This window comes from Natronomonas gomsonensis (assembly GCF_013391635.1).
Taxonomy (GTDB): Archaea; Halobacteriota; Halobacteria; order Halobacteriales; family Haloarculaceae; genus Natronomonas; species Natronomonas gomsonensis_A.
This window is the reverse complement of sequence record NZ_JACAWU010000002.1, coordinates 1,307,442-1,326,527: the sequence shown is the minus strand read 5'-3', so window position 1 is coordinate 1,326,527 and position 19,086 is coordinate 1,307,442. Positions and strand designations below refer to the sequence as shown.

The 19,086-nt window shown below is 66.2% G+C and carries 24 protein-coding genes and 1 tRNA gene; 10 read left to right on the top strand and 15 right to left on the bottom strand.

The genetic code is table 11. The annotated features are described in order from the left end of the window. From HWX69_RS15350 to HWX69_RS15335, 4 genes are read right to left on the bottom strand one after another with little or no spacing between them, the layout of a single operon-like run. Positions 1–486 carry a hypothetical protein gene (locus HWX69_RS15350; RefSeq protein ID WP_178917923.1) on the bottom strand — a complete coding sequence of 162 codons (486 nt, stop codon included), beginning with the start codon at positions 484–486 and terminating at the stop codon, positions 1–3. Further along, complete coding sequence (gene mch, locus HWX69_RS15345) at positions 483–1,418, bottom strand: methenyltetrahydromethanopterin cyclohydrolase (RefSeq protein WP_178917922.1); 936 nt, start codon at positions 1,416–1,418, stop codon at positions 483–485. Before mch ends, HWX69_RS15350 begins: the two co-directional genes overlap by 4 nt. Before the next feature lie 47 nt (positions 1,419–1,465). Beyond that, complete coding sequence (locus tag HWX69_RS15340; RefSeq protein ID WP_178917921.1) at positions 1,466–1,675, bottom strand: hypothetical protein; 210 nt, start codon at positions 1,673–1,675, stop codon at positions 1,466–1,468. Positions 1,676–1,734: 59 nt separating this feature from the next. Beyond that, positions 1,735–4,887 (bottom strand): S8 family serine peptidase, encoded by a 3,153-nt coding sequence (locus tag HWX69_RS15335; RefSeq protein ID WP_178917920.1) that lies wholly within the window; start codon positions 4,885–4,887, stop codon positions 1,735–1,737. Positions 4,888–5,061: 174 nt separating this feature from the next. On the opposite strand from HWX69_RS15335, the gene HWX69_RS15330 reads away from it, so the two are divergent. Together HWX69_RS15330 and HWX69_RS15325 are read left to right on the top strand one after the other, a co-directional pair. Continuing rightward, on the top strand, positions 5,062–6,504 hold the full coding sequence (locus HWX69_RS15330; RefSeq protein WP_178917919.1) for a winged helix-turn-helix transcriptional regulator: 1,443 nt from the start codon (positions 5,062–5,064) through the stop codon (positions 6,502–6,504). Between the two features lie 49 nt (positions 6,505–6,553). After that, positions 6,554–6,868 carry a cupin domain-containing protein gene (locus tag HWX69_RS15325; RefSeq protein WP_178917918.1) on the top strand — a complete coding sequence of 105 codons (315 nt, stop codon included), beginning with the start codon at positions 6,554–6,556 and terminating at the stop codon, positions 6,866–6,868. Here the strand turns inward: HWX69_RS15325 and HWX69_RS15320 are convergent. Further along, positions 6,865–7,509: a MogA/MoaB family molybdenum cofactor biosynthesis protein gene (locus HWX69_RS15320; RefSeq protein WP_178917917.1), complete on the bottom strand. Its 645-nt coding sequence runs from the start codon at positions 7,507–7,509 to the stop codon at positions 6,865–6,867. The two genes, HWX69_RS15325 and HWX69_RS15320, sit on opposite strands and share 4 nt — an antisense overlap. A gap of 90 nt (positions 7,510–7,599) precedes the next feature. On the opposite strand from HWX69_RS15320, the gene HWX69_RS15315 reads away from it, so the two are divergent. The 3 genes from HWX69_RS15315 to HWX69_RS15305 are packed head-to-tail and all read left to right on the top strand — an operon-like array spanning position 7,600 to position 10,270. After that, positions 7,600–8,655, top strand: coding sequence for a zinc-binding dehydrogenase (locus HWX69_RS15315; RefSeq protein ID WP_178917916.1), 1,056 nt, complete (start codon positions 7,600–7,602; stop codon positions 8,653–8,655). After that, positions 8,648–8,977, top strand: coding sequence for a hypothetical protein (locus HWX69_RS15310; RefSeq protein ID WP_178917915.1), 330 nt, complete (start codon positions 8,648–8,650; stop codon positions 8,975–8,977). The genes HWX69_RS15315 and HWX69_RS15310 overlap by 8 nt, the downstream gene beginning before the upstream one ends. 48 nt (positions 8,978–9,025) lie before the next feature. Beyond that, positions 9,026–10,270 (top strand): MmgE/PrpD family protein, encoded by a 1,245-nt coding sequence (locus HWX69_RS15305; protein WP_178917914.1) that lies wholly within the window; start codon positions 9,026–9,028, stop codon positions 10,268–10,270. On the opposite strand, the gene HWX69_RS15300 is transcribed toward HWX69_RS15305, so the two are convergent. Next, positions 10,267–10,479, bottom strand: coding sequence for a hypothetical protein (locus tag HWX69_RS15300; RefSeq protein WP_178917913.1), 213 nt, complete (start codon positions 10,477–10,479; stop codon positions 10,267–10,269). The genes HWX69_RS15305 and HWX69_RS15300 overlap by 4 nt on opposite strands. Positions 10,480–10,661: 182 nt before the next feature. Here HWX69_RS15300 and HWX69_RS15295 point away from each other — a divergent pair, with 182 nt between their 5' ends. Then, the gene (locus HWX69_RS15295; protein ID WP_178917912.1) at positions 10,662–11,129 is read left to right on the top strand and encodes a DUF892 family protein; all 468 of its coding nucleotides are present in this window, start codon (positions 10,662–10,664) and stop codon (positions 11,127–11,129) included. Between the two features lie 90 nt (positions 11,130–11,219). Here the strand turns inward: HWX69_RS15295 and HWX69_RS15290 are convergent, their stop codons facing one another. Both HWX69_RS15290 and HWX69_RS15285 read right to left on the bottom strand, forming a co-directional pair. Continuing rightward, positions 11,220–11,813: an NUDIX hydrolase gene (locus HWX69_RS15290; protein ID WP_178917911.1), complete on the bottom strand. Its 594-nt coding sequence runs from the start codon at positions 11,811–11,813 to the stop codon at positions 11,220–11,222. Positions 11,814–11,859: 46 nt separating this feature from the next. After that, a complete protein-coding gene (locus HWX69_RS15285) occupies positions 11,860–12,393 on the bottom strand; it encodes a DnaJ domain-containing protein (RefSeq protein ID WP_178917910.1) in 534 nt (177 codons plus the stop codon). A gap of 70 nt (positions 12,394–12,463) precedes the next feature. On the opposite strand from HWX69_RS15285, the gene HWX69_RS15280 reads away from it, so the two are divergent. The 3 genes from HWX69_RS15280 to HWX69_RS15270 all read left to right on the top strand — a co-directional run bounded on the left by HWX69_RS15280 (position 12,464) and on the right by HWX69_RS15270 (position 13,650). Continuing rightward, positions 12,464–12,673, top strand: coding sequence for a hypothetical protein (locus HWX69_RS15280; RefSeq protein ID WP_178917909.1), 210 nt, complete (start codon positions 12,464–12,466; stop codon positions 12,671–12,673). A gap of 379 nt (positions 12,674–13,052) precedes the next feature. After that, positions 13,053–13,122: transfer RNA gene (locus tag HWX69_RS15275), tRNA-Gly, on the top strand. A 231-nt stretch (positions 13,123–13,353) separates the two neighbouring features. After that, positions 13,354–13,650 carry a DUF5789 family protein gene (locus HWX69_RS15270; protein WP_178917908.1) on the top strand — a complete coding sequence of 99 codons (297 nt, stop codon included), beginning with the start codon at positions 13,354–13,356 and terminating at the stop codon, positions 13,648–13,650. Positions 13,651–13,748: 98 nt separating this feature from the next. Here the strand turns inward: HWX69_RS15270 and pyrF are convergent, their stop codons facing one another. Continuing rightward, positions 13,749–14,558, bottom strand: coding sequence for an orotidine-5'-phosphate decarboxylase (gene pyrF, locus HWX69_RS15265; protein WP_178917907.1), 810 nt, complete (start codon positions 14,556–14,558; stop codon positions 13,749–13,751). Positions 14,559–14,662: 104 nt separating this feature from the next. Here pyrF and HWX69_RS15260 point away from each other — a divergent pair, with 104 nt between their 5' ends. Further along, positions 14,663–15,328: an HAD-IA family hydrolase gene (locus HWX69_RS15260; RefSeq protein ID WP_178917906.1), complete on the top strand. Its 666-nt coding sequence runs from the start codon at positions 14,663–14,665 to the stop codon at positions 15,326–15,328. Here HWX69_RS15260 and HWX69_RS15255 read toward each other — a convergent pair. From HWX69_RS15255 to HWX69_RS15230, 6 genes are all read right to left on the bottom strand, one after another. Then, positions 15,278–15,682, bottom strand: a complete 405-nt coding sequence (locus HWX69_RS15255; RefSeq protein ID WP_178917905.1) for a hypothetical protein — start codon at positions 15,680–15,682, stop codon at positions 15,278–15,280. The two genes, HWX69_RS15260 and HWX69_RS15255, sit on opposite strands and share 51 nt — an antisense overlap. Beyond that, positions 15,682–16,122 (bottom strand): DUF2240 family protein, encoded by a 441-nt coding sequence (locus HWX69_RS15250; RefSeq protein WP_178917904.1) that lies wholly within the window; start codon positions 16,120–16,122, stop codon positions 15,682–15,684. The genes HWX69_RS15255 and HWX69_RS15250 overlap by 1 nt, the downstream gene beginning before the upstream one ends. A gap of 55 nt (positions 16,123–16,177) precedes the next feature. Beyond that, the gene (rnhB, locus tag HWX69_RS15245; RefSeq protein ID WP_178917903.1) at positions 16,178–16,810 is read right to left on the bottom strand and encodes a ribonuclease HII; all 633 of its coding nucleotides are present in this window, start codon (positions 16,808–16,810) and stop codon (positions 16,178–16,180) included. Between the two features lie 50 nt (positions 16,811–16,860). After that, positions 16,861–17,418: a response regulator gene (locus HWX69_RS15240; protein ID WP_156707380.1), complete on the bottom strand. Its 558-nt coding sequence runs from the start codon at positions 17,416–17,418 to the stop codon at positions 16,861–16,863. A gap of 69 nt (positions 17,419–17,487) precedes the next feature. Then, positions 17,488–18,735, bottom strand: coding sequence for a tRNA pseudouridine(54/55) synthase Pus10 (locus HWX69_RS15235; protein WP_178917902.1), 1,248 nt, complete (start codon positions 18,733–18,735; stop codon positions 17,488–17,490). A 71-nt stretch (positions 18,736–18,806) separates the two neighbouring features. Beyond that, positions 18,807–19,007, bottom strand: coding sequence for a hypothetical protein (locus HWX69_RS15230; protein WP_156707378.1), 201 nt, complete (start codon positions 19,005–19,007; stop codon positions 18,807–18,809). Between the last annotated feature and the right edge of the window lie 79 nt (positions 19,008–19,086).

Below are 19,086 nucleotides of genomic sequence, written 5' to 3'. Positions count from 1 at the left end.
TCACGCGCCCGCGTACGCACCGTCGACGCGCTCCGCCAGCCCGAACGTACAGGCCCACTCCAGGAGCCGGTCGATGCGCTCGCGCCACACCGACTCGGGGTCGGTGTGCCGCAGTCGCTCCCACTGTGGGAGGCGGTCGGCCAGTCGTTCGAAGACCGTCTCGGCGGCCAGCGGTTCTTCGGCGTTGTCCAGCGTCGCGACGACCGCTTCGGCGAGATACACCCGCTGTAGAAACGCCGACCGCAGCGCTTCGGGGTCGACCTCCTGCGGGAGTCGCCGGTACTTCCCGTCGGTTTCCTCGACGAGCTCCAAGGCCCGCAGGAACGTCAGCCACTCCTTGGCGCGGTCCTGTGAGGAGACGCCCGCCTGCTCCATCACGCGCACACAGCAGGAGGTTTCCCCGTCGGGGACGAGCGGGACCGCCCGCTGTACCTCGGCGATGCGGTCGATTGATGGGGCCGGTTCGGGGACGACTTTGAACTTCATGGGAGTCCGAAGCTCTCGGCCAACAGCGCCTCGTCGGTTCGGCCGAGGGCTTCGACGCCCTCACCGACCACGTCGATGGTTACCTGCGCCGGCGCGAACACTTCGAGCGGGAGGTCATAGAAGTCCCACTCGTGGTCCTCGAAGATGTCGACGAAGGGTCGACCGAACTCCTCGCGAGCCGTCGAGGAGACCTCGTCGAAGCGGTCGAAGCCCTCGTCGACGCTCATGTGGACTTGTCCGCCGTAGGCGAGTGCGTCGTTGGTTCTTGCCATCGCCAGCTCGTCGCTTTCGGCGACGGGGGCGACTGGTGCGGAGGCAGTCACCGTCAACAACTCGACGGGGTCGTACCCCAGCTCCGAGAGCCGGAAGGCGGCGAGTTCGCCGGCTCGCCCTGCCAGGGCGACGCTGCCGGTGACGCTTGCCGTCGAGAACGTCGGCAGGAAGACGCTCGAGACGGGGACGCCACAGCGGTCGGCGATGTGTTCGGCGACGGCTTCGTCGGGCAGTTCCTCGCTTTCGATGGCGAGGACGGCAAAGTCCGAGGCGTCGCGGTAACCGACGCGGGCGTACTCCTCCTCTTCGGCGACGAGCGCCCGTGCCGGCCCCGACCCGAGTCCCTCGAAGCCCTCGACCGACAGCTCCCAGCCGGCCTTCTGGGCGCACAAGAGCGCGAGTGCGGGGTGGTCGGTCGACGTTTCGACGTGGGTGAACGGCACGCCCTCGATTTCGTCCATTCCAATTTGGACCGTCGACAGCCCGCCGGTCTGGATTTCGGTCAACAGCAGGCCGGCCTCGATGCCGCCGACCGCCTCGACGCCGAAGTCGAGAACGACCGCGCCGTTGTCGAGTTCGTGGACCTCGATAGCGAGTTCGTCGGCGAAGTCGATGGCCTCGTCGACCAACTCGACGGCCATCCGATTGAGACTCTCCATACCGACCTCTCGGACGGATTCGGTGAAAAGGGTTCGTGACTCGACCCTCACCCCGAGAGGAACCACAGGACGCCCCCGCCGACCATCACGATACCGACGTATCTCGTCAGCATGACCTTCCAGTCGGCGGGTTCGACCTCCGACCAGCGGCGTTTGCTACCGATAGCGTCGAGTTGCTCTTCGAAGCGGGCCATCCGGTAGGGCCAGACCGCACTTGGGAGTCCGAACAGGACGAACAGGAGGGCAATCGGCTCCATACACGGGGGATCTCGACGCGCCGTAAAAAACCCCGCCAGTCGCACAGCGGAGCGACCGCTCAGTTCGTCGGCGGTTCCACGTCGCCGCCCGGCAGACTGCCCTGCGGGTCGGCGGTGTCGAGGCCCACGGCGACGACGTTGCCGGAGGTATTGGGGACGGCGACGAACGGCACGCCGTCATCACCGGCGTCCTCGGTCGGTTTCGCCTCCGCTGGCCCGAACTGGTAGGCGTTGGACTCTTCGAGGCTGTCGGGCGCTTCGACGAAGTAGGTGTAGGAGGAGGTCTCGCCGGTCGCAGCGCTGTCGGCGAAGTAGACGAACTGCGGGCCGCCCTCGGTGGGTTGGTCGACGCGCTCGACGGTGTCGGACAACTCGGTGAGGACGTTCCACGACCCAGGGACCACGTCGCGGACGAGGGCCTCCTCGTCGGGGTCGGTCACGTCGACGGTGAGGCGGTTGGCCTGTCCGCCGGTGACCGCTGTCGCGTCGCTGGTCCGTGCGCCGTCGGCCACGTCGAAGGTGTTCTCGGCGGCGTCCAGCGCCACGGTGAGGTCGAAGTGGCTCTGAACGTCGAAACCGTTGACGACGCCGGGAACGTTGACCAGTTTGGCGACGACGACGTAGGTGTTGGTCTCTTGGTCGTCGTCGGGGACCGAGACGGTCACCGACGGGGCACCGGTGGCGCCCTGAGCGCGGGCGACGATGTTCGGTTCGCCGCGGTCGGTCGGATTCGCCGGGTCGTAGACGAACAGGTCGATGTGGGGGTCGCCGGCGGCAATTCCCTTGTTGCCGCCCGAGAGGTGCGACAGCGACACCTCGACGGTCATCGTTCCGGTCGGCGCCTCGACGTAGCCGGCGGTCGCACGGGAGTCTTCGGGGACGTAGAGGCCGAGGGTCTCCTCGGTGGTCGCCGAGCCGGTCGTCGGGTCACCGTCGTCGTTCGTGAGTTCGGGCGTCAAATCCCGCGTGACGGCGTCGACGGCGGCGTCGGGGTTGACGCGACCGAAGCCTTCGAAGGGGTCCCGGCCGCCGAAGTCGTAGGTCGGCCCCTTCGGCGGGTTCTGGCCGGCGTGATACGGCGCGGCCGTGAACACCGACTCGCTGGCCGTCGCCAACAGCAGACCCTTCAGCCGGTACACGTCGGATTCGGTCGTCGCGGCCGGTTCGGGAAGCGTCAGTTCGTCGGGTCGGTCGCTGCCGTCGGGTCGGCCGAACTCCATCGCTTCCGCCAGCAAGCCGGCGACGCCGTTGACGTACGGCGAGGACATCGAGGTGCCTGCCTTGTCGGTGTAATCGCGTGGCGCGAACGGTTCGTCCGCGCCGGTATCCGCCGAACCATCGGCGTCGCCGTACGTCCTCTCGGGGTCGCCGTTCTTCGCCGCACGGGCGAGTTCGTAGTTCGACGGAATCGGGTACTCGATGCCGACCGGCGGTTCCGGTCCGGCGCTGACCGGCGGGTTCGTCGCCAGTCCGAGGCCGATGTTCGCCAAGGCGTCCGGCCCGATGTCGCCGCCGGGGGCGGTCACGTCGGGTTTGGCGTAGGCGGGGCTCGATTCGGGCGAGTCGTCGCTCTGTTCGTCGACGCCGCCGATGCCACCCGAGGAGTACGTCGAGATGCCGTCGAACGGCCCAGTGGCGACGACGGAGATGGCCTCGTCGGCCGCCGCCGGCCCGCCGTTGCCGTTGGCGGGTGTAAAGGAGTTACCCGCCGACGCACAGACCAACATCCCGCCTTCGGTGATGCGACGTACGTCCGCGCGCGTGGAGTCGAGCTGTTCGACCTGACCGAGGGGAGCGCCCTGTAGCGGCCCCCACGACATGTTGACCGAGCGGATGTTGAACGCTTTTTTGAACTGCTCGGCGTAGTCGCCGAGGTCGACGGTCGGTTCGCCCAGTCCCTGCAGGCCGACGATGCCGGCGTTCGGGGCGACGCCGGGATGGAGTGACTGCTCGCTTTCGCTCACGTCGCCGGGGATGCCCTCGCCTGCGGTGTTGGCTGCGAACTTCGTCGTCCCGACGGCGATGCGTTCGAGCGTGCCCGCCGTCGGATTGCCGGATTGGGCCTGCTCTCCCGCACCGCTGACGACGGTGTCGGTCTCTCGGGGGCGGACCTGTACGGTGTAGGTGCCGTCCTCGTCGATGGGTTGTTCGAGAATCAGCGAGTCCTTCCGGACCGGCGACTCGTCGAGTTCCCGGCCCTCCTCGTCGATGATGTAGAGGTTGATGTTCGTCCCGAACGCCGACGCCCAGACGCTCTGGCCGGCCACGGCGTCGACCTCGTATTCGAGGAAGTCACTTGGCAGCAGCGTCGCGTTCTCCTCGTGGATCGTCGAGGACTCGATGGTGCTTGCGCGTCCCGAACCGGCCATGATGGAGGAGACGTGGGTCCCGTGGCCGTTCTGGTCGCGCGGGCGGTCGAAACTGCCATATCGGCTGCCGGCGTCGTACCAGCCGAACGTCTTGTTGGAGGGGTCAGCGAAGATATCGCTGGCGTCGACGCTCGCCGTCTCCCCGCCGTCGCCGTTCGACACCGCCTCGACGTACGTCGCCTCGACGGTGTACTGGCCGCCGACGGCCGCGTACAGTTCGATGACGAACTGGTACTCCCGACCCTCTTCGAGGTCGACCAGCAGCGTCTCGGGGTTGTCGGCGCTCGCGACGCGGCCGACTTCCGTCCGCTCGTCGGTCACGTCGTCGATGCGGAACTCGAGGTCGTTGCCCGGCGGCGTCCACGACAGTTCGGCGTCGAGTTTGCTCGTCGCCTGTGCGGTGAACGTTGCGCCTTTGACTTCGCTGAACTGCTCGTTCGGTGCGGCGAAGGCACCGGGGGTGAAGGTACCGGAGTCGGACTCGGTCAGCGGCTCGCCGTCTTCGGTAATTGGTTGGAACTCGACGCTGCCGCCCGAGTCGCCGTCCGAGCGAACCAGCGTGAACTCGCCGTCTTCGATTTCGACGCGGACGCCGTTCCACGGGCCGAGGTCGGGGTGGCGCCCCTCGACGCCGGAGTCGGTCAACGCGAGGGTCCGGTCGCGGCGCCCACGGAAGCCACGGTCCCACACCTTCCGTGCCTCGACGGCACGCCAGTTGAGGAAGCGCTCGTCGATAGCGTGGTCGGCGCTCGCAAGGGAGGGCCCCGTCGCTGCCGCGAGAGCAGTTATCCCGACGCCCTTCATGAACGTTCGTCGTGACAGTCCCGAATCGTCTCTACTCATGTCGTGGTCGAAACGACCGTCGATACCCCTATGAACGTTCTAACAACCGCATCGAAACGACCGCTAGAGGCCAGCAGTCGGCCGTGAATACGAGGCGAATATAAAAGTCCGTCCATGACCGGTGAAACGGACTTTCGTAATCGGGCCCATCCGTCGCCAAAGGGGGTTACTGAATTGGAACTACGATTACGCACGCTCGTCGTCTGTACGCTGCTCGTCGCCAGTGTGGCTCTCTCCGCGGTCGCGCCGGCCGCCGCAGCGATATCCGACGATGACGACGACGAGTGGGAAACCGACGAACGCGAGTGGGGCGACAACGACAGCGACTGGCAACGAAACGACTCCGAGCCGGTTCGTAACCTGACGGAGACGGCGACAGGAACTGTCGAGAACACGACGGGAACGGTCCTCGACAACGCTACGAACGCCACGAACGCCACGAATATCACGAACATCACGAACGCAACTGCCGGAACCGCCACGGACGGCACTGACGGCGAGGAGTCCGTCGACCGGCTCGTAGCTCTCTCCGGGGCGGACACGGAGCAATGGCGTCTCGACGACGGAGTGGCCGGCCTCGATGGCGTGACGGCGTCGCCGGCGCTCGCTGGGGCCCCCACCGTCGACGTGACCTCTGGCGGCGTCGCCGTCGAGGTCGGCTCGACGACGAACTCGGCGCCGGGGTTGGCAGTCGACGTTCCGCTGTCGGGGTCGACGACCTCCGACTCCGGTTCGTCGGTGACACCACCGGCGGACACCGATGCTGCCGATGGCCCCGAACTCGCTGCCCCCTCGACATCGGCTGAGACGGACGGTGACGCCGACGCCAAGACGGCGGCTGCCGACGGCGAATCTATCGCCGTCGAGCCGACGACCGGCGGTGACACCACCGGTGGCGAGTCGGCGGAACCGAGCGCCGAAGACGACGGGGAGCCGCCCGCGTCGCTGCTCGGGTCCCTTGCGTGGTTCGACGGCGCCGCGCTGCTCGATTACGTCCCGGCGCTCGGGACGGCGATGTTCGTCGCGGTGGCCCAACCGTGGACCGGTTTCCTATCGGTGGGTACCGCGCTCGTGGCCGACTGGCTGGGGCGGTTCGGTGCGATGTTCCGCTTCGGCCGCCACGACGGCTCCGACCCCCTCGAACACGAGACACGGGAGCGAATTCACGACCGCATCACGGACTCCCCGGGCGTCTCGCTGTCGGCGCTCGCCGACGACCTCGACACGCCGCTTTCGACCGTCCGCCATCACCTCCGCGTCCTCGAACGCGAACGGCTCGTCACCTCCCGGAAGCTCCGCGGCAACAGACGGCTGTTCCCCATCGGGACGGAAAACGAGGAACTCGCCGCAGCCCTTGAGAAGGACTCCAGCGCCGCCATCATCGACGTACTCAGGACCTACGGCGCGGCGACCGTCGGCGACATCGTCGACGAGGTGGAGACGAGTTACAGCACGGTGTCGTATCATCTCTCGCGACTCGCCGACGACGGCCTCGTGGTCCAAGAGAAAGACGGCGCGAGCAAGGTCACGCGACTGGCGCCCTCCGTCAGGTCGACACTGGACAACGGCGAGGGCGGCGTCTCGGCCAGCGGCGGTCGCGAAGTCAGCGCCGACTGACCCGCCGTCGACGGCTGAGAGTTAAGTTCTCGCGGCCGAATCGGTCGGTATGACGCTGAACGAACTGCCGGCGGTCGACCCCGCTGCCGGCGAAGTCGAGACGGCGGAGCTGGTGGTCCACGACGACGTGCTCGTGAAACTGTTCGCGCTCGGCCCCGGTGGTGCGTTCGACCCCCACGTCCACGACGACTGTGAGAACGTCTTTCACCTACTGGAGGGCGAAGTCGTCGTCACACAGGACGGCACCAAGGAGACGGTTTCCGCGCCCGCAGTCGTCCACAACGAACGCGGCGTCGAACACGGCGCGCGAAACGAAAGCGACGAGCGGGCGCTTCTGACGGCGAGTCTCTGTCCGCTTCCCTAAGCGGGGTCGCCCTCGTCGGGTTCGTCGCTATCCTCGGTCTCGGCACTGTCAGCGGTCTCGTCTTCCCGACGGGCGAGCCCGGCGAGATGCGGCGCCTCGGCGACGATGATGTCGTCGACTGCGAGTCGAACCGCGTTCTCGCTGCCGGGTAGGCAGAACACGGGGACGCCGTCGGCGATGCCCGCGGCGGCACGCGTCCCGACGACGCGCGTCCCGATTTCCTCGACCGACAGCGACCGGAACAGTTCGCCGAACCCCGGCAGTTCCTTTTCGAACAGCGGTTCGACTGCCTCGACGGTCACGTCGTCGGGCGTGACGCCGGTGCCGCCGGTCGTCACGACGCAGTCGGTGTCCTCGCGACCCACGAAGCGGTCGACGGCGTCCTGCACGCTGTCGTAATCGTCGCCGACGAGTTCCCGAACCACGACGGTGTGGCCCGCCTCCTCCACGAGGTCGACGATGGCGGCGCCGGAGGGGTCTTCCTCGATGCTCCGCGAGGAGGAAACGGTCAGAACCGTGACACCGAGTTCATCAAGGTCGTGGGCGTGGTGGTTGTCGTGTTCGTGGTGGTGCCCGTGGGCTCCGTCCTCGTGGTCGTGTCCATGGTTCTCCGCTTCGTGGTGGTGGCCGTCGTCGCTCATGGCTCGGTCTGGGTCGGCCGGCCGCTAAACTCCACCGGGGTCGTCTCCGACTCCGCTAATGTTTTGCACACCCCGCTCCGAAGTGGGGGTATGAAAGCGGTCTTCTACGACGAACACGGTTCGACCGACGTGCTCCAGTACGACGAGTTCCAGGATCCCGACATCGGCCCCGAGGAGGTACTCGTCGACATCAAGGCGGGCGGTTTGAACCACCTCGACGTGTGGACTCGCCGCGGGATGCCGAGTCCCGAGGAACTGCCGCACATTCCGGGCAGCGACGGTGCGGGCGTCGTCAGCGAGGTCGGCGAACGCGTCACCCGCTTCGAGGAAGGCGACCGCGTCGTCGTCGACCCCGGACTGTACTGCGGGGAGTGTGAGTTCTGCCGGAAGGGCGAGCAGTCGCTGTGTGTCGACTACAAGATGATTGGCGAACACGTCCGCGGCGTCCACAGCGAGCAGGCGGCGGTGCCCGAGACGAACCTCATCGAGCTGCCCGAGGGCGTCGACTTCGTCACCGCGGCCTCGGCGCCGCTCGTCTTCCAGACGGCGTGGCGGATGCTCGTCACGCGCGCCGAAATCCAGCAGAACGACACCGTCCTCGTGTTGGGCGCCTCCGGTGGCGTCGGCCATGCCTGCGTCCAAATCGCCGCCAACGAGGGGTGTGAGGTGTGGGCGACGGCCTCCTCGGAGGAGAAACTCGACCACGCCCGCGACTGCGGTGCCGACCACCTCGTCAACTACGAGGAGGAGGACTTCGCGGAGGTCGTCAAATCCGAGACGGACGGCCGCGGCGTCGACGTTGTCGTCGACCACATCGGCGAGGCGACGTGGGACAATTCGCTGTCGGCGGCCGCCCACGGCGGGACTGTCGTCACCTGTGGAGCGACCTCCGGTGTGACGCCGGAGACGAACATCCCGAAGGTGTTCTGGAAGCAACTCGACATCCTCGGGTCGACGATGGGAACGCCCGGCGAGATGGACGACGTGATGGCGAAGGTGTTCGACGGCACCTTCGAACCCCACGTCCGTGCGGTGTTGCCGATGAGCGAGATGGCCCGTGCCCACGAGATGCTCGAAGGACGAGAAGGGTTCGGGTCGGTGGTCGTCGTCCCCGACAGCGAGTACGACCCCGACGATTATGAGTGACGGCTACACCCACGACCCCGACGCCTTCGACGATGACGACCAGTACACGCCGGAGGCGGCTTCGGAGACGGCAGACGACGAGTCCGACCGTGACCCGATGACCGTCCACCCCGACGAAGTGGACCGTGAGTTCGACAAACGCGGGTGGACACTCGTCGCGGCCGTCTTCGTCGCGTTCGTCGTCGTTCCGGGCATCATCTACGCGTATCCGTACCTCGGCTCCCAGCTCGGGCTCTCCTTTTGGGACACGTATCTCGCCCTTCCGATGGTACCGGCTATCCTCCTCGGGATACTCGCGGTGTGGGCGACGACCCGGCCCTGACCCCGCCGCCTGCGAACGTTTTTCACGTCGGCAATGGTATCGTCTGGCATGACATCGACTGGGGCCCTCGCGGAGTTCGCGGCGGGCGTCACCTACGACGGATTGCCCGAGGAGGTTCGGGAGGCGGCCAAACGCCGCGTGCTCGACGCCGTCGCCGTCGCCCTCGACAGTGTCGGCACCTCGCCGACCGACGGCATCCGCCGCACCGTGGCGACACAGAACGCGACGGGCCGAAGCAGACTGTGGGGATCGGAGTTGAGCGCGGCGGCGTCCGACGCCGCGATGTACAACGGCGCGCTGGCCTGTGCGGGCAACGGGACGGTGTTTCTCGCCCCCGCGCTGGGGTCGGCCTCGATCTCCGTCGCCGCGGTGTTGACGGCCGCGGAGGCCCGAAGCGCGACGGGTGAAGAACTCCTCGCCGGTGTCGCCGCAGCCCACGAGGTTCACGGCGAGTTGGCGTGGCACGCGCCCCTGGACGGGTTCCATCCGGCGACCCACGGCGCCATCGCGGCGTCGGCCGGCGTCGGCCGGGCGCTGGGATTCGGGACCGGCCGTCTCGAAAGCGCAATCGGTATCGCGGCCGGCCGCGGAACGCTCGCTGTCGACGACGAGTTCGACCCGGTCGTGGGGGGAAACGCGACACACGAGGCGGTTTCGGCGTGTCTTCTCGCCGAAAGCGGTGTCGTCGGCCCCGACGCCATCGCGGGGCCGGGCGGGTGGCACGACCTCGTCGGGCCGTTCGATTTGGACCTTGACCCAGGCTGTGAGCGGGTTCGCGACGCGGCCATCCGCCCCTACGACGCCCATCCACACGCTCAATCGACGCTCGAAGCCGCGTTGGACCTCGCCTCGGACGTGACGCTCGACCCCGCCGACATCGACTCGGTTACCGTCGAGACGTATCCGGAGGCCGTCGAGGCGCTCGATCCCGTGACGCTCGCCGCCGCTCTCGTCGACCGCGACGCGACGAAACGCCCCGCCGCCCGCGAGGACCTCAGACCCGTCGCGTCGGCCGTCGACGCCCGAGTCGACGACGAGTTGCGCGAACGAGCCGAACGCGGCGAACTGCCGGCCCGCGTCACCGTCGACTGCCACGACGGGGCGACACACGAGGCCGAAGAGAAGTGGTTCACCGGGCATCCCGCACGCGCGGCGTCGTGGGGCGTCGTCGAAGAGAAGTTCCACGCGTTGGCCGAGGACCGCTACGACATCGAACGGCGGAGTAGCATCATCGAGACGGTTCGCGGGTTGGAAGCGGAGACGGCGGCCGAACTCAACCGACTACTCGATTAACCGTCGAGGCGGACGGCATTCGTGTCGGCGTGTTCTTTCGGTTCGGCGTCGAGGTCGTCTGTCGATGGCGCCGGAACGATGGCGCCGCAGGTTCGGGTGTAGCGGCGCAGTTGCGCACGCGACAGCCCGGCGTGTCGGGCCGCCTCACCCTCCGTCAGCGTGCCGGTCAGGTGTAATGCAACCGCGGTCCGAACCTTGTTGTTGTACATCGGAACGAATAGGCATACAATACGATATTACCTAAAGCTTTCTACGCTACTGTGTGATGAACATCCATATTTTCTCTACAAACTGTGACGAACGTGCCCCTCCGTCTCCGGGACGGGACCCGTTCGAGACGAATTACTTCGAGGTGGGTTTCTTCACGCTTCGGCCCGAACTCAGTAGTGCCATGTCCGAATCCGAAGCATCCGAGCGAGTGGTCGAAATTCTGAAGAAAGCCTACAGCGACGAGATGGAGACGGTGATGAACTACCAGACGAACGCCATCGTCCTCGACGGCGTTCGTGCCGAGGAAATCAAAGAGAGCCTCCAACAGGACATCCAGGAGGAACTGAGCCATGCCCAACAGTTAGGTCAGCGCCTCAAGCAGTTGGACGCCCGACCGCCGGGGTCGGCGGAGTTCGTCGCTCGACAGGACACCCTCCAGCCGCCGGAGGATTCGACGAACGTGATTTCGGTCATCCGCGGCGTCCTCGATGCCGAGGAGGGCGCCATCGAAACCTACCGGACGCTCATCACCGCCGCCGAGGAAGCCGACGACCCCGTCACGGAGGACCTCGCGGTGACGATTCTGGCCGACGAGGAAGCACACCGCACCGAGTTCCGCGGCTTCGAGAAAGAGTACCAGAACGACTGACAGCGAGCGTCATACGGATTGCTGTAGTCTTCTATCGGTCATCGCTGACCCGCACTGGCGATGACCGATAAATCGTTACACCAATCCGTATCAGTCCTCGGCGAAGTCCCGCCGCATCGCGATTTCGAACCACGGACAGAGTCGCAGCTGTCGGTACCACTTCGGGTTCTCGTGGAGTCGCTCGTAGGGTACCCACATCAGTCCCGCGACCTCCTCCTCGTCGGGGTCGAGCGTACAGTCCTCGAGCGTCGCCTGCAGCACCGAACACACCTCCCATTCGACCCCTTGGTCGAGATAGTAGCGCTTGTACTCGAACTTGTCCGTCACCCGAAGGTCGCCGTACTGCTCGGGTGTGACGCCGAGTTCCTCCTCCAGTCGTTCCCGGGTTGCCTCGAGCTGGGTCTGGCCCTCGACGGGGTGGGAGGCGACCGTCCCGTCCCAGTAGGTGTCCCACAGGCGCTTGTTCGGCGCGCGCTGGGCGAGCAAGACGTTGCCGTCGCCGTCGAACAGAAGCGCCGTGAACGCACGGTGGCGGATACCGTCGCCGGTGTGGGCGTCGAGACGATTGACGAGCCCTTCCGGGTTGTCGTCGCCGTCGACTGCGATAACGTCTTGGAGGGCGTTCTCGTGGTCGGGCGTCCCCTCCGTCTTCGACCCCGCGGGGTCGATGTCGTCCGTACTCATGGCTACGAAAACGGGGAGGGTTGTTAAGGAGGCTTCGACTCGTGGCCTACTCGGTCAGCGTCTCGTAGGCTTCGGTGAGTCGCTTGAACTCCGCCTCGTCACCGCCTCTGTCGGGGTGGGCCTCCTTGATTCGTTCCCGGTAGGCGCGTTTGATTTCGCCCTCGTCGGCATCGGTGTCGAGGCCCAACCGGCGGTAGGCTTCGGCGCGACTGAGTCCGGGTGAGGGGTCGACGCCAGCCCGTCGCCGGCGTTTCTGTTGCTGTCGCTGGCGTTGCTGGCGTTGGCGGCGCTCCCATTCCGCGCGTGCCTGCTGGCCGCGTGCGCTCTCGAAGCCGCTTCGGGGGCCGGCGCCGAACCCACCCCGGCCATCGCCGGTGCTGCGGGCACCCGGCCGCGTGCGGGCGACGCGTTCCCGGAGTCTCCCCGAGGACTGATACCAGAACATGTAGGCGGCGGCGCCGAGGGGCAGCGCCACGAAGAACAGCACCGGCTCGACGAGCGCGACGCTCAACAGCAACACGAGCGCCGTCATGGCGCCGAAGACGACGGTGAGACCGAGGACGAGCCGCTCTTTTTGCACACCTACAATACGTTCCCAGACACCGTAAATTCGGGGATTGATTTAGGGGCGTGGACGCCCAACGTGGGGTATGAGCGTCGCTGGACTCTGCGAAATCTGTGAGTCCGAGACAGTCGAGGACGGCTGTGACCGCTGTGGCCGACTGGTGTGTGCCGACCACTACGACCGGACGAGCGGGCTGTGTACCGACTGTCTCGCCGAGTTGGGCGACCGACCGGCCGGCGACTCCGACCGAGAGGAACGGGAGTACCCTGACGGAGTCGACGAATACCGATTCTAACCCACGTTTTGCACAGGAACGCGGGTCGCGCGCCGGACGGCGCGCGACACCGGTTCGTGGCAAAAACTTGGGGAAAACTAGCGAGCCGGCCAACGGCCGCCTTGGGAGCGTTCTCAGGAAGACTCTCCCGGTCGTCTTCCAACGCTCTCGTTCGCTTCGCTCACGAGACCTCCGAACGTCACCTCGGCGGATGCTGGCAGAGGGTAATCCGCTTGTTTCACCTCACGATAACTCCATTGAGCGTCACGTCTAGCTGTGTATTGGCCGATAGTGAGACGTACCTCTTTGAACAGCGACACTCCATCGTAGGCGGTCGTTACTGCCACATAGCGACTGTATATCTTTGAGGTATCACCCCGCGAAAACACATGTCGTCACCGCGACGGTGGTGTAGCGGAACACGTGACCTTTCCACGGTCAAGCCGGAGGTTCAACTCCTCCCCGTAGCATCTGTTCTCACAATTTCGCCCCTATACTGACCGACAAGCGTCCGCTAAGGATGTCTCCACTTGCAACTACATCACATGGCCGTCACTTCGACTGTGGAGATTGGATAAATGCCAATAGCTGTAACTCACATACTCAAAACCCGACATCGAATGAAAACTATTGGAGTTGATTCACCTTCGCCACGTACTGGGTAACGCAGAGACCGAAACGTCGGTTCCCAAACAACAGATATGGAATATTCAGATACAGAGCAGATTGTCAATCAGTCGTTCGAATTCCCAGTGACGCATGCGGCTGTCGTCGAACAGATTGGCGCCATTGAAATAACGTCTCCTCTCGGCGACTCGGTGACAATTCAAGACATCTTAGACCCACTCGAAGAAGAGAGTTACCTGACTTCGGACGCGCTTTACACCGCAATCATCGGCAACCTCGATGAGACATTCATCGGACGGAAATATTACGATGACCGAGGCGGCACGTCATTCGGGCCCGTGTCGAGGGATGAATCTACCGTCTCATTCTGACGATTGCTCACGCCCGTCCGGAACTGGAACTACTCCAGCGAGAGTTACGCGCGCTGTACTGAGTGGTCGGGACTGGAAAACATCGACGGCGAAGATTGTCAACGGTATTGGTTCAGTCGCTTTTTCAGTCGTTTCGCGGCGCTGCCGGCCGCCCCGAAGTACGCCGTCTCGTCGTCGGCACCTTCCCCCGCGAAGATGATGCCCCGAGAGGAGTTGACCAAGCCGACGCCGTCGGCGAGGCCGTACTCGACGGCCGCCTCGGCGTCGCCGCCCTGTGCACCGACGCCGGGGACGAGGAAGGGCAAATCGACCAGTTCCCGGACGGATTCGAGTTCCTCGGGAGCCGTCGCGCCGACGACCAAGCCGACGTTGTCGTTGTCGTTCCACTCCGCACAGCGCTGAGCGACGTACTCGTACAGCGATTTGCCGTTGCCGACTTCGAGGTTCTGGAAATCCGCGCCGCCGGAGTTGGAGGTCCGACAGAGGACGATGACCCCCTTCTCGGGTTTCGAGAGGTACGGTTCGAGGGTGTCCCGGCCCATGTAGGGGTTGACGGTCATCGCGTCGACACCGAGGCCGTCGTCGTCCAGCAGGTCGGCGTACTGTCGGGCTGTGTTGCCGATGTCGCCGCGCTTGGCGTCCAGGAGGACGGGAACGCCTTTTCCGTGGGCGTAGGCGACGGTCTCCTCTAAGGCCCGCCAGCCGTCTGGGTCCTCGTAGAAGGCGGCGTTGGGCTTGTAGCAGGCGGCGTGTTCGTGGGTGGCGTCGATGATTCGGCGGTTGAACGCCCACCGCGGGAGCTCGGAATCGAGAAAGTCGGGCAGGCGGTCGGGGTCGGGGTCTAACCCGACGGAAACGACGCTGTTCGTCGACTCGATGCGTGCGGCGAGGTCGTCGAAGAAGCTCATTGTCGGCGCGTTGCGGCGGTGGGGCAAAACGCTGCCGTTCCGTACTGTCGGCGCCACTGCCCGGAGTCGACCCCTATATATCGTCGGGGTCGCTACGGTCGGTCGTGCTTCGCGCCGTCGCCTTCGACCTCGACGACACGCTCGCGGTTACGGCCCGCGACCGCGAGACGCTCCTGGCCGAGGCCGCCGACCGTGCCGACGTGGCACTCGATTTCGACCGTGAGGACTACCTCGCTGCTCACCGGAAACACAGCGGCACCGAGAGCCGCCGACCGGTGTTCGAGGCGCTCGTCGGCGAACAGGCCCCGGCAGTGACTCGCGCCTATCGCGCGGCCGTCGGAGAGGCGATGGCGCCCGTCGACGGCGCCGCAGAGACCGTCGAGTGGCTTCGCGAGCGCTACCGGGTCGGCCTGCTGACGGACGGTCCGGACCGAACCCAGCGGGACAAACTCCGACGGCTGGGGTGGACCGACTCGTTCGACCAAACCCTCGTCACAGGCGCCCTCGGCGCGCCGAAACCCGACGCCGCTGCCTTCGCGTCGCTGTGTGACGCCCTTGATGTCGCTCCCGAGGAGGTAGCCTACGTCGGCGACGACCCCGACCGGGACGTCGCGGGTGCCGCCGCGGCCGGCCTCCTCGCGGTGCAGGTGACGTACGACGGCGGGCCGGCGGTTCACCCCGACGCCGACGCGTCGCTGTCCCGCGATGAGATATCGACGCTACCGGCACTCCTCACGGAGTTGGTCGGCGACGGTACGGACGACGCGTAGCGCCCGCTTCACTTCCGCACCGCTCTCGACGAAGACGAGCGTCCGCGGTGGGTCGACTGCCTTCGGTCGGACGCGAAGGCCCTCTCTGTCGGCCGCTTCGGCGGCCGTCTCGACACCGGCGAGGAACTCCACGCGGGCGCGGTCGGGGTGGACGTACACCTCGGCGATTCGGCGCGATTCGTCGTCGGTTTCGAACGCCACGCCGTAGGCGAAGGCGCCGAACTCCTCGGGGTCGACATCGGGGTCGGCGTCGACCACCGAGAGCAGACCGAGGCTCCCGCGTTCGTGGCCGTGTATCTCCGAGGAGAGCAGTTGGGCGATTCGCGTGCCATCGGTGGTTTCGTCTTCGACCATTACAGTTCCCCCAGCGCCGTCTCGGCGTGTTGCTGTACGTCGACGGCGTTGCGGTGTGCGTACAGCACCGCCGCGGCCTCGATGGTGATGCCCAACTCCGACTGGAGGCCGTTGACCGCGGCGACGGCTTCCTGTTTGTCGTGACCGGCATCGACTAAGGCGTCGAGGACGCGCTCGAACGTCGAGCGCTTCTGGAGGATGGACTCCTCGGGGGTGAACCCTTCAGGAATGTCGACTGACCCGGGCTCGAACGACACCCGCAACTCCCCGTCGTCGCGTTCGAGCAGGCCCTCGCTTGCGGCCACGTCGACCAACCGCTTGGCCTGGTCGGGCGAGAACCAATCGCGGTCCAGCGACAGCGCGACGACGAAGGCACTTTCCCCCATCTCGCGGCTCCCGGCTTGGCGAAACGGCGCCGCGACGGCCGTCCGGAGACTCATGGCCGCGGAGTGAGGCGGCGGCGAGAAATAGCCGTCGGTCTCCAATCGAACGTCGTCAAAACTCGTCGAGTGCGGACTGTTCGGCCGCTGCCAGTACGTCCTCGCAGGTCGACCACGACCGCCGGGCACAATCGGGCAGCGTTCCGGTCTCGGCGACGTACTCTCGCAAGAACGCCCGCGTCGTCGGGTCTGAGGGGTAGCCGCTGCCCACGTCGCCGAAGCGCTCGGCGAGCGTGGCGACGTGGCGCTCGCGGGCGCTCTTGGCGAGAATGCTCGCCGTGCCGACCAGCTCGTCGGACTCGTCGGCACGGTGTTCGGCGGCGAGACTCACCTCGGCATCGAGTCGGTCGGCGACCCGCGAGGCGAAGCGGTCGGCGTCTACGTCGCCGGCATCACACAGTCCGGCGTCGCCGTCCTCGGCCACCTCGGCGAGTGCCTCGGCGTGGGCGGCGACGGTGAGGTCGTTCATGTTGCCCGCGTCGATGCGCTCGGGCGTGATTTCGGCGATGCCGACGCTGATGCGGTCGTCCCCACGGAGCCGGTCGGCGAGTTCCTCGCGGCGCGTGTCGCTCAGTCGCTTGGAGTCGTCGATGCCGTCGGGGAGGGCTTCTCTCGGCGCCTGCACCGCCGCGGCGAACATCGAACCGAGTACTGGGCCTTTGCCGGCCTCGTCGACGCCGAACTCCATGGCGGCCGCTCGAAGGCGGGTGACATAAAACAGTCGTCAGCGTCGTCGTGTTACTGCAGCGCCGCCAGCGCCGTTCGGAACTCCTCGTCGTCGAACTGTTCGGCGAGGTCGACGGTTTCGGCGCGGAGTTTGTCGATTTTCGCGAGCAGGTACTGGTATTGGGGGTCCTCGGCGAGTTCTTCGGGTTCGTGTTGGTTCTCGAGGGCGATTTGCTTGGAGATGGCTGCGAACAGCTCGCGGACGTTGTCGTCGTACACCCGCCGGTGCAGCAGGTGGTTCACGAGGTCGAACAGTTCCTCCTCGCGGACGGGTTTCGTGATGTAGGCGTCGAATCCCATGTCGACGACGTCGACGTCGGGTTCGACCGCGGTGACCATCGCCACCTGACAGTCGGGGTCGCGGTCCCGGATGAGTTTCAGAACCGCGGCGCCGTCCATCCCGGGCATCTGTCGGTCCAGGAGGACGACCTCGACATCCTCGTCGAACTTTTCGAGGGCTTCCGACCCGTCGTTGGCTACGCGGACCGGATATCGCTCCGAAAGCCACCCACTGTACAGGTCCGCCAAATCCTGCTCGTCCTCGACGACGAGAATGACGTCTTCGCTCATGTGAAACCGTGAAACCGGTTATAACGGTGTAGGGCGTTGATTCCTAATAAAACCCCGGTCGCGGCCGATTTACGACGCGCCCGTCACAGGGTCGCCGTCGCGCTCGAGTTCGTACTCCTCGGTGAGGAACGGTTCGTCGACGCCCTGTACGTCGATAACGTCGAGCGTCCGGACGGTCGCGCCGACGCCGAGAAGGCCAGTCAGACTCGGTTCGGTGCGACCCTCGTCGCCGCTGATGAGCTCCTTGATGTAGAGGCCGCCCTCGCCGTGGACGTCGATGGTCGCCGAGAGGTCGTCTTCGAGCGTGCCGTCGATGGAGAGGACGGTGCGCTCCCGAACGAGGTCCGCACGCCGGTGGGAGACTCGATGCGGCGTCCGCTGTTCGACGGTGGTGCCGTCCAATTCCTCGAGGGCCGCCTCGAAGTCGGCCTCCGACACGGAGTCGTCGAAGTCGACGGTCGCCCGGTAGGTCTTCGTCGCGTCGTGTTCCTTCACGCGCTCGACGGTGTCGTAGGTGGCGAAGGCGAGATCGGTCACCTCGACCTTGCCGTCGGTGCCGGTGTTGACGGCGTCGGCGAGTTCCTCGAGGTCGGCGTCCCGTCGACGGGGCTGTTTGATTTCCAGCGCGAACGGCCGCCCGGAGTCGAGCATGAGCGCGTCGACGTCCTCCCGGCCGGCGCCGTGGAAGACGGCCTCGGTGCCGCGGAACGCCGACAGAAACGGCGGCGCGACCAGCTCCTCGACGCTCTCGTCGAACTTCTCCCACTCCGTCTGGGGAATGTCTCGCTGCAGTTTCCGGTAGCGGCCGTAAATCGTCACGGAGTTGCGCTGGATTTCCACGTCGACGTCCTCGCCGGCGAGGTCGATGAGGAACTGCACGTCCGGACGCTCGAAGTCGACTTCGGCGCCGAGTTTCGCGCCGACGCGGCGACCGACTTCGCGGTTCACCTCGGTCTTCAGCGGTTCGCCGGCGTCCTCCTCGAAGCCGGCATCGAGTCGCAGGAGCCGTTCGTTTTCTTCGACGAGTGGCGGGATGCGCGTGCCGACCTGATAGGTGTACAGTTCGGTTTCGCCGAGCGCCTCGACGACGCGGTCGGCCAACTCGTCGAAGCGGTCACAGATGCCCTCACACACCCAGCAGTCGGCGTCGGGTTCCTCGAAGGGGTCGTCGTCGTCGAGTGCGACGGCGGTTCGGAGCGCCCGCCCGCGTTCGGCGTTGGTCAGCCCGAAACTGCGGTCGGCGACCGGCCGCCCGAGGCAGGCGTCACACAGCGGCCCGGTCGCGAGCAGCGCGCGGGCGTCGTCGATGAGGCTCATACGGCCCGGTCGGTGCCGCGACGGTAACACGCTTGCCATCCACGACGGTACCGCCTGTCCCGTCCGGCCGATCAGCCGCTACCGGTTCGAAGACCGTCCAGTTCCTCGCGGCGCGTACGTATCGCTCGTCGGAAGGCCTCCTTGTCTTCGAAGTTCGCCGACTCGAGGCGCGCTTCGAGGACGAGCAGTTCGAGCTGGAGCTCCCGCGCTCGGTCGTGGTGTTCCGGCGGCACGTCCTCGGGTGGTTCCCGCGGATATTCGTCGTCGGCCATACCGACGGTACGGTCGGGAGCCTGCTGTGTGTATCGCTCGCGGAAGCCGCGCTCCGCCGATAGTTTCAACCGGGGCGGC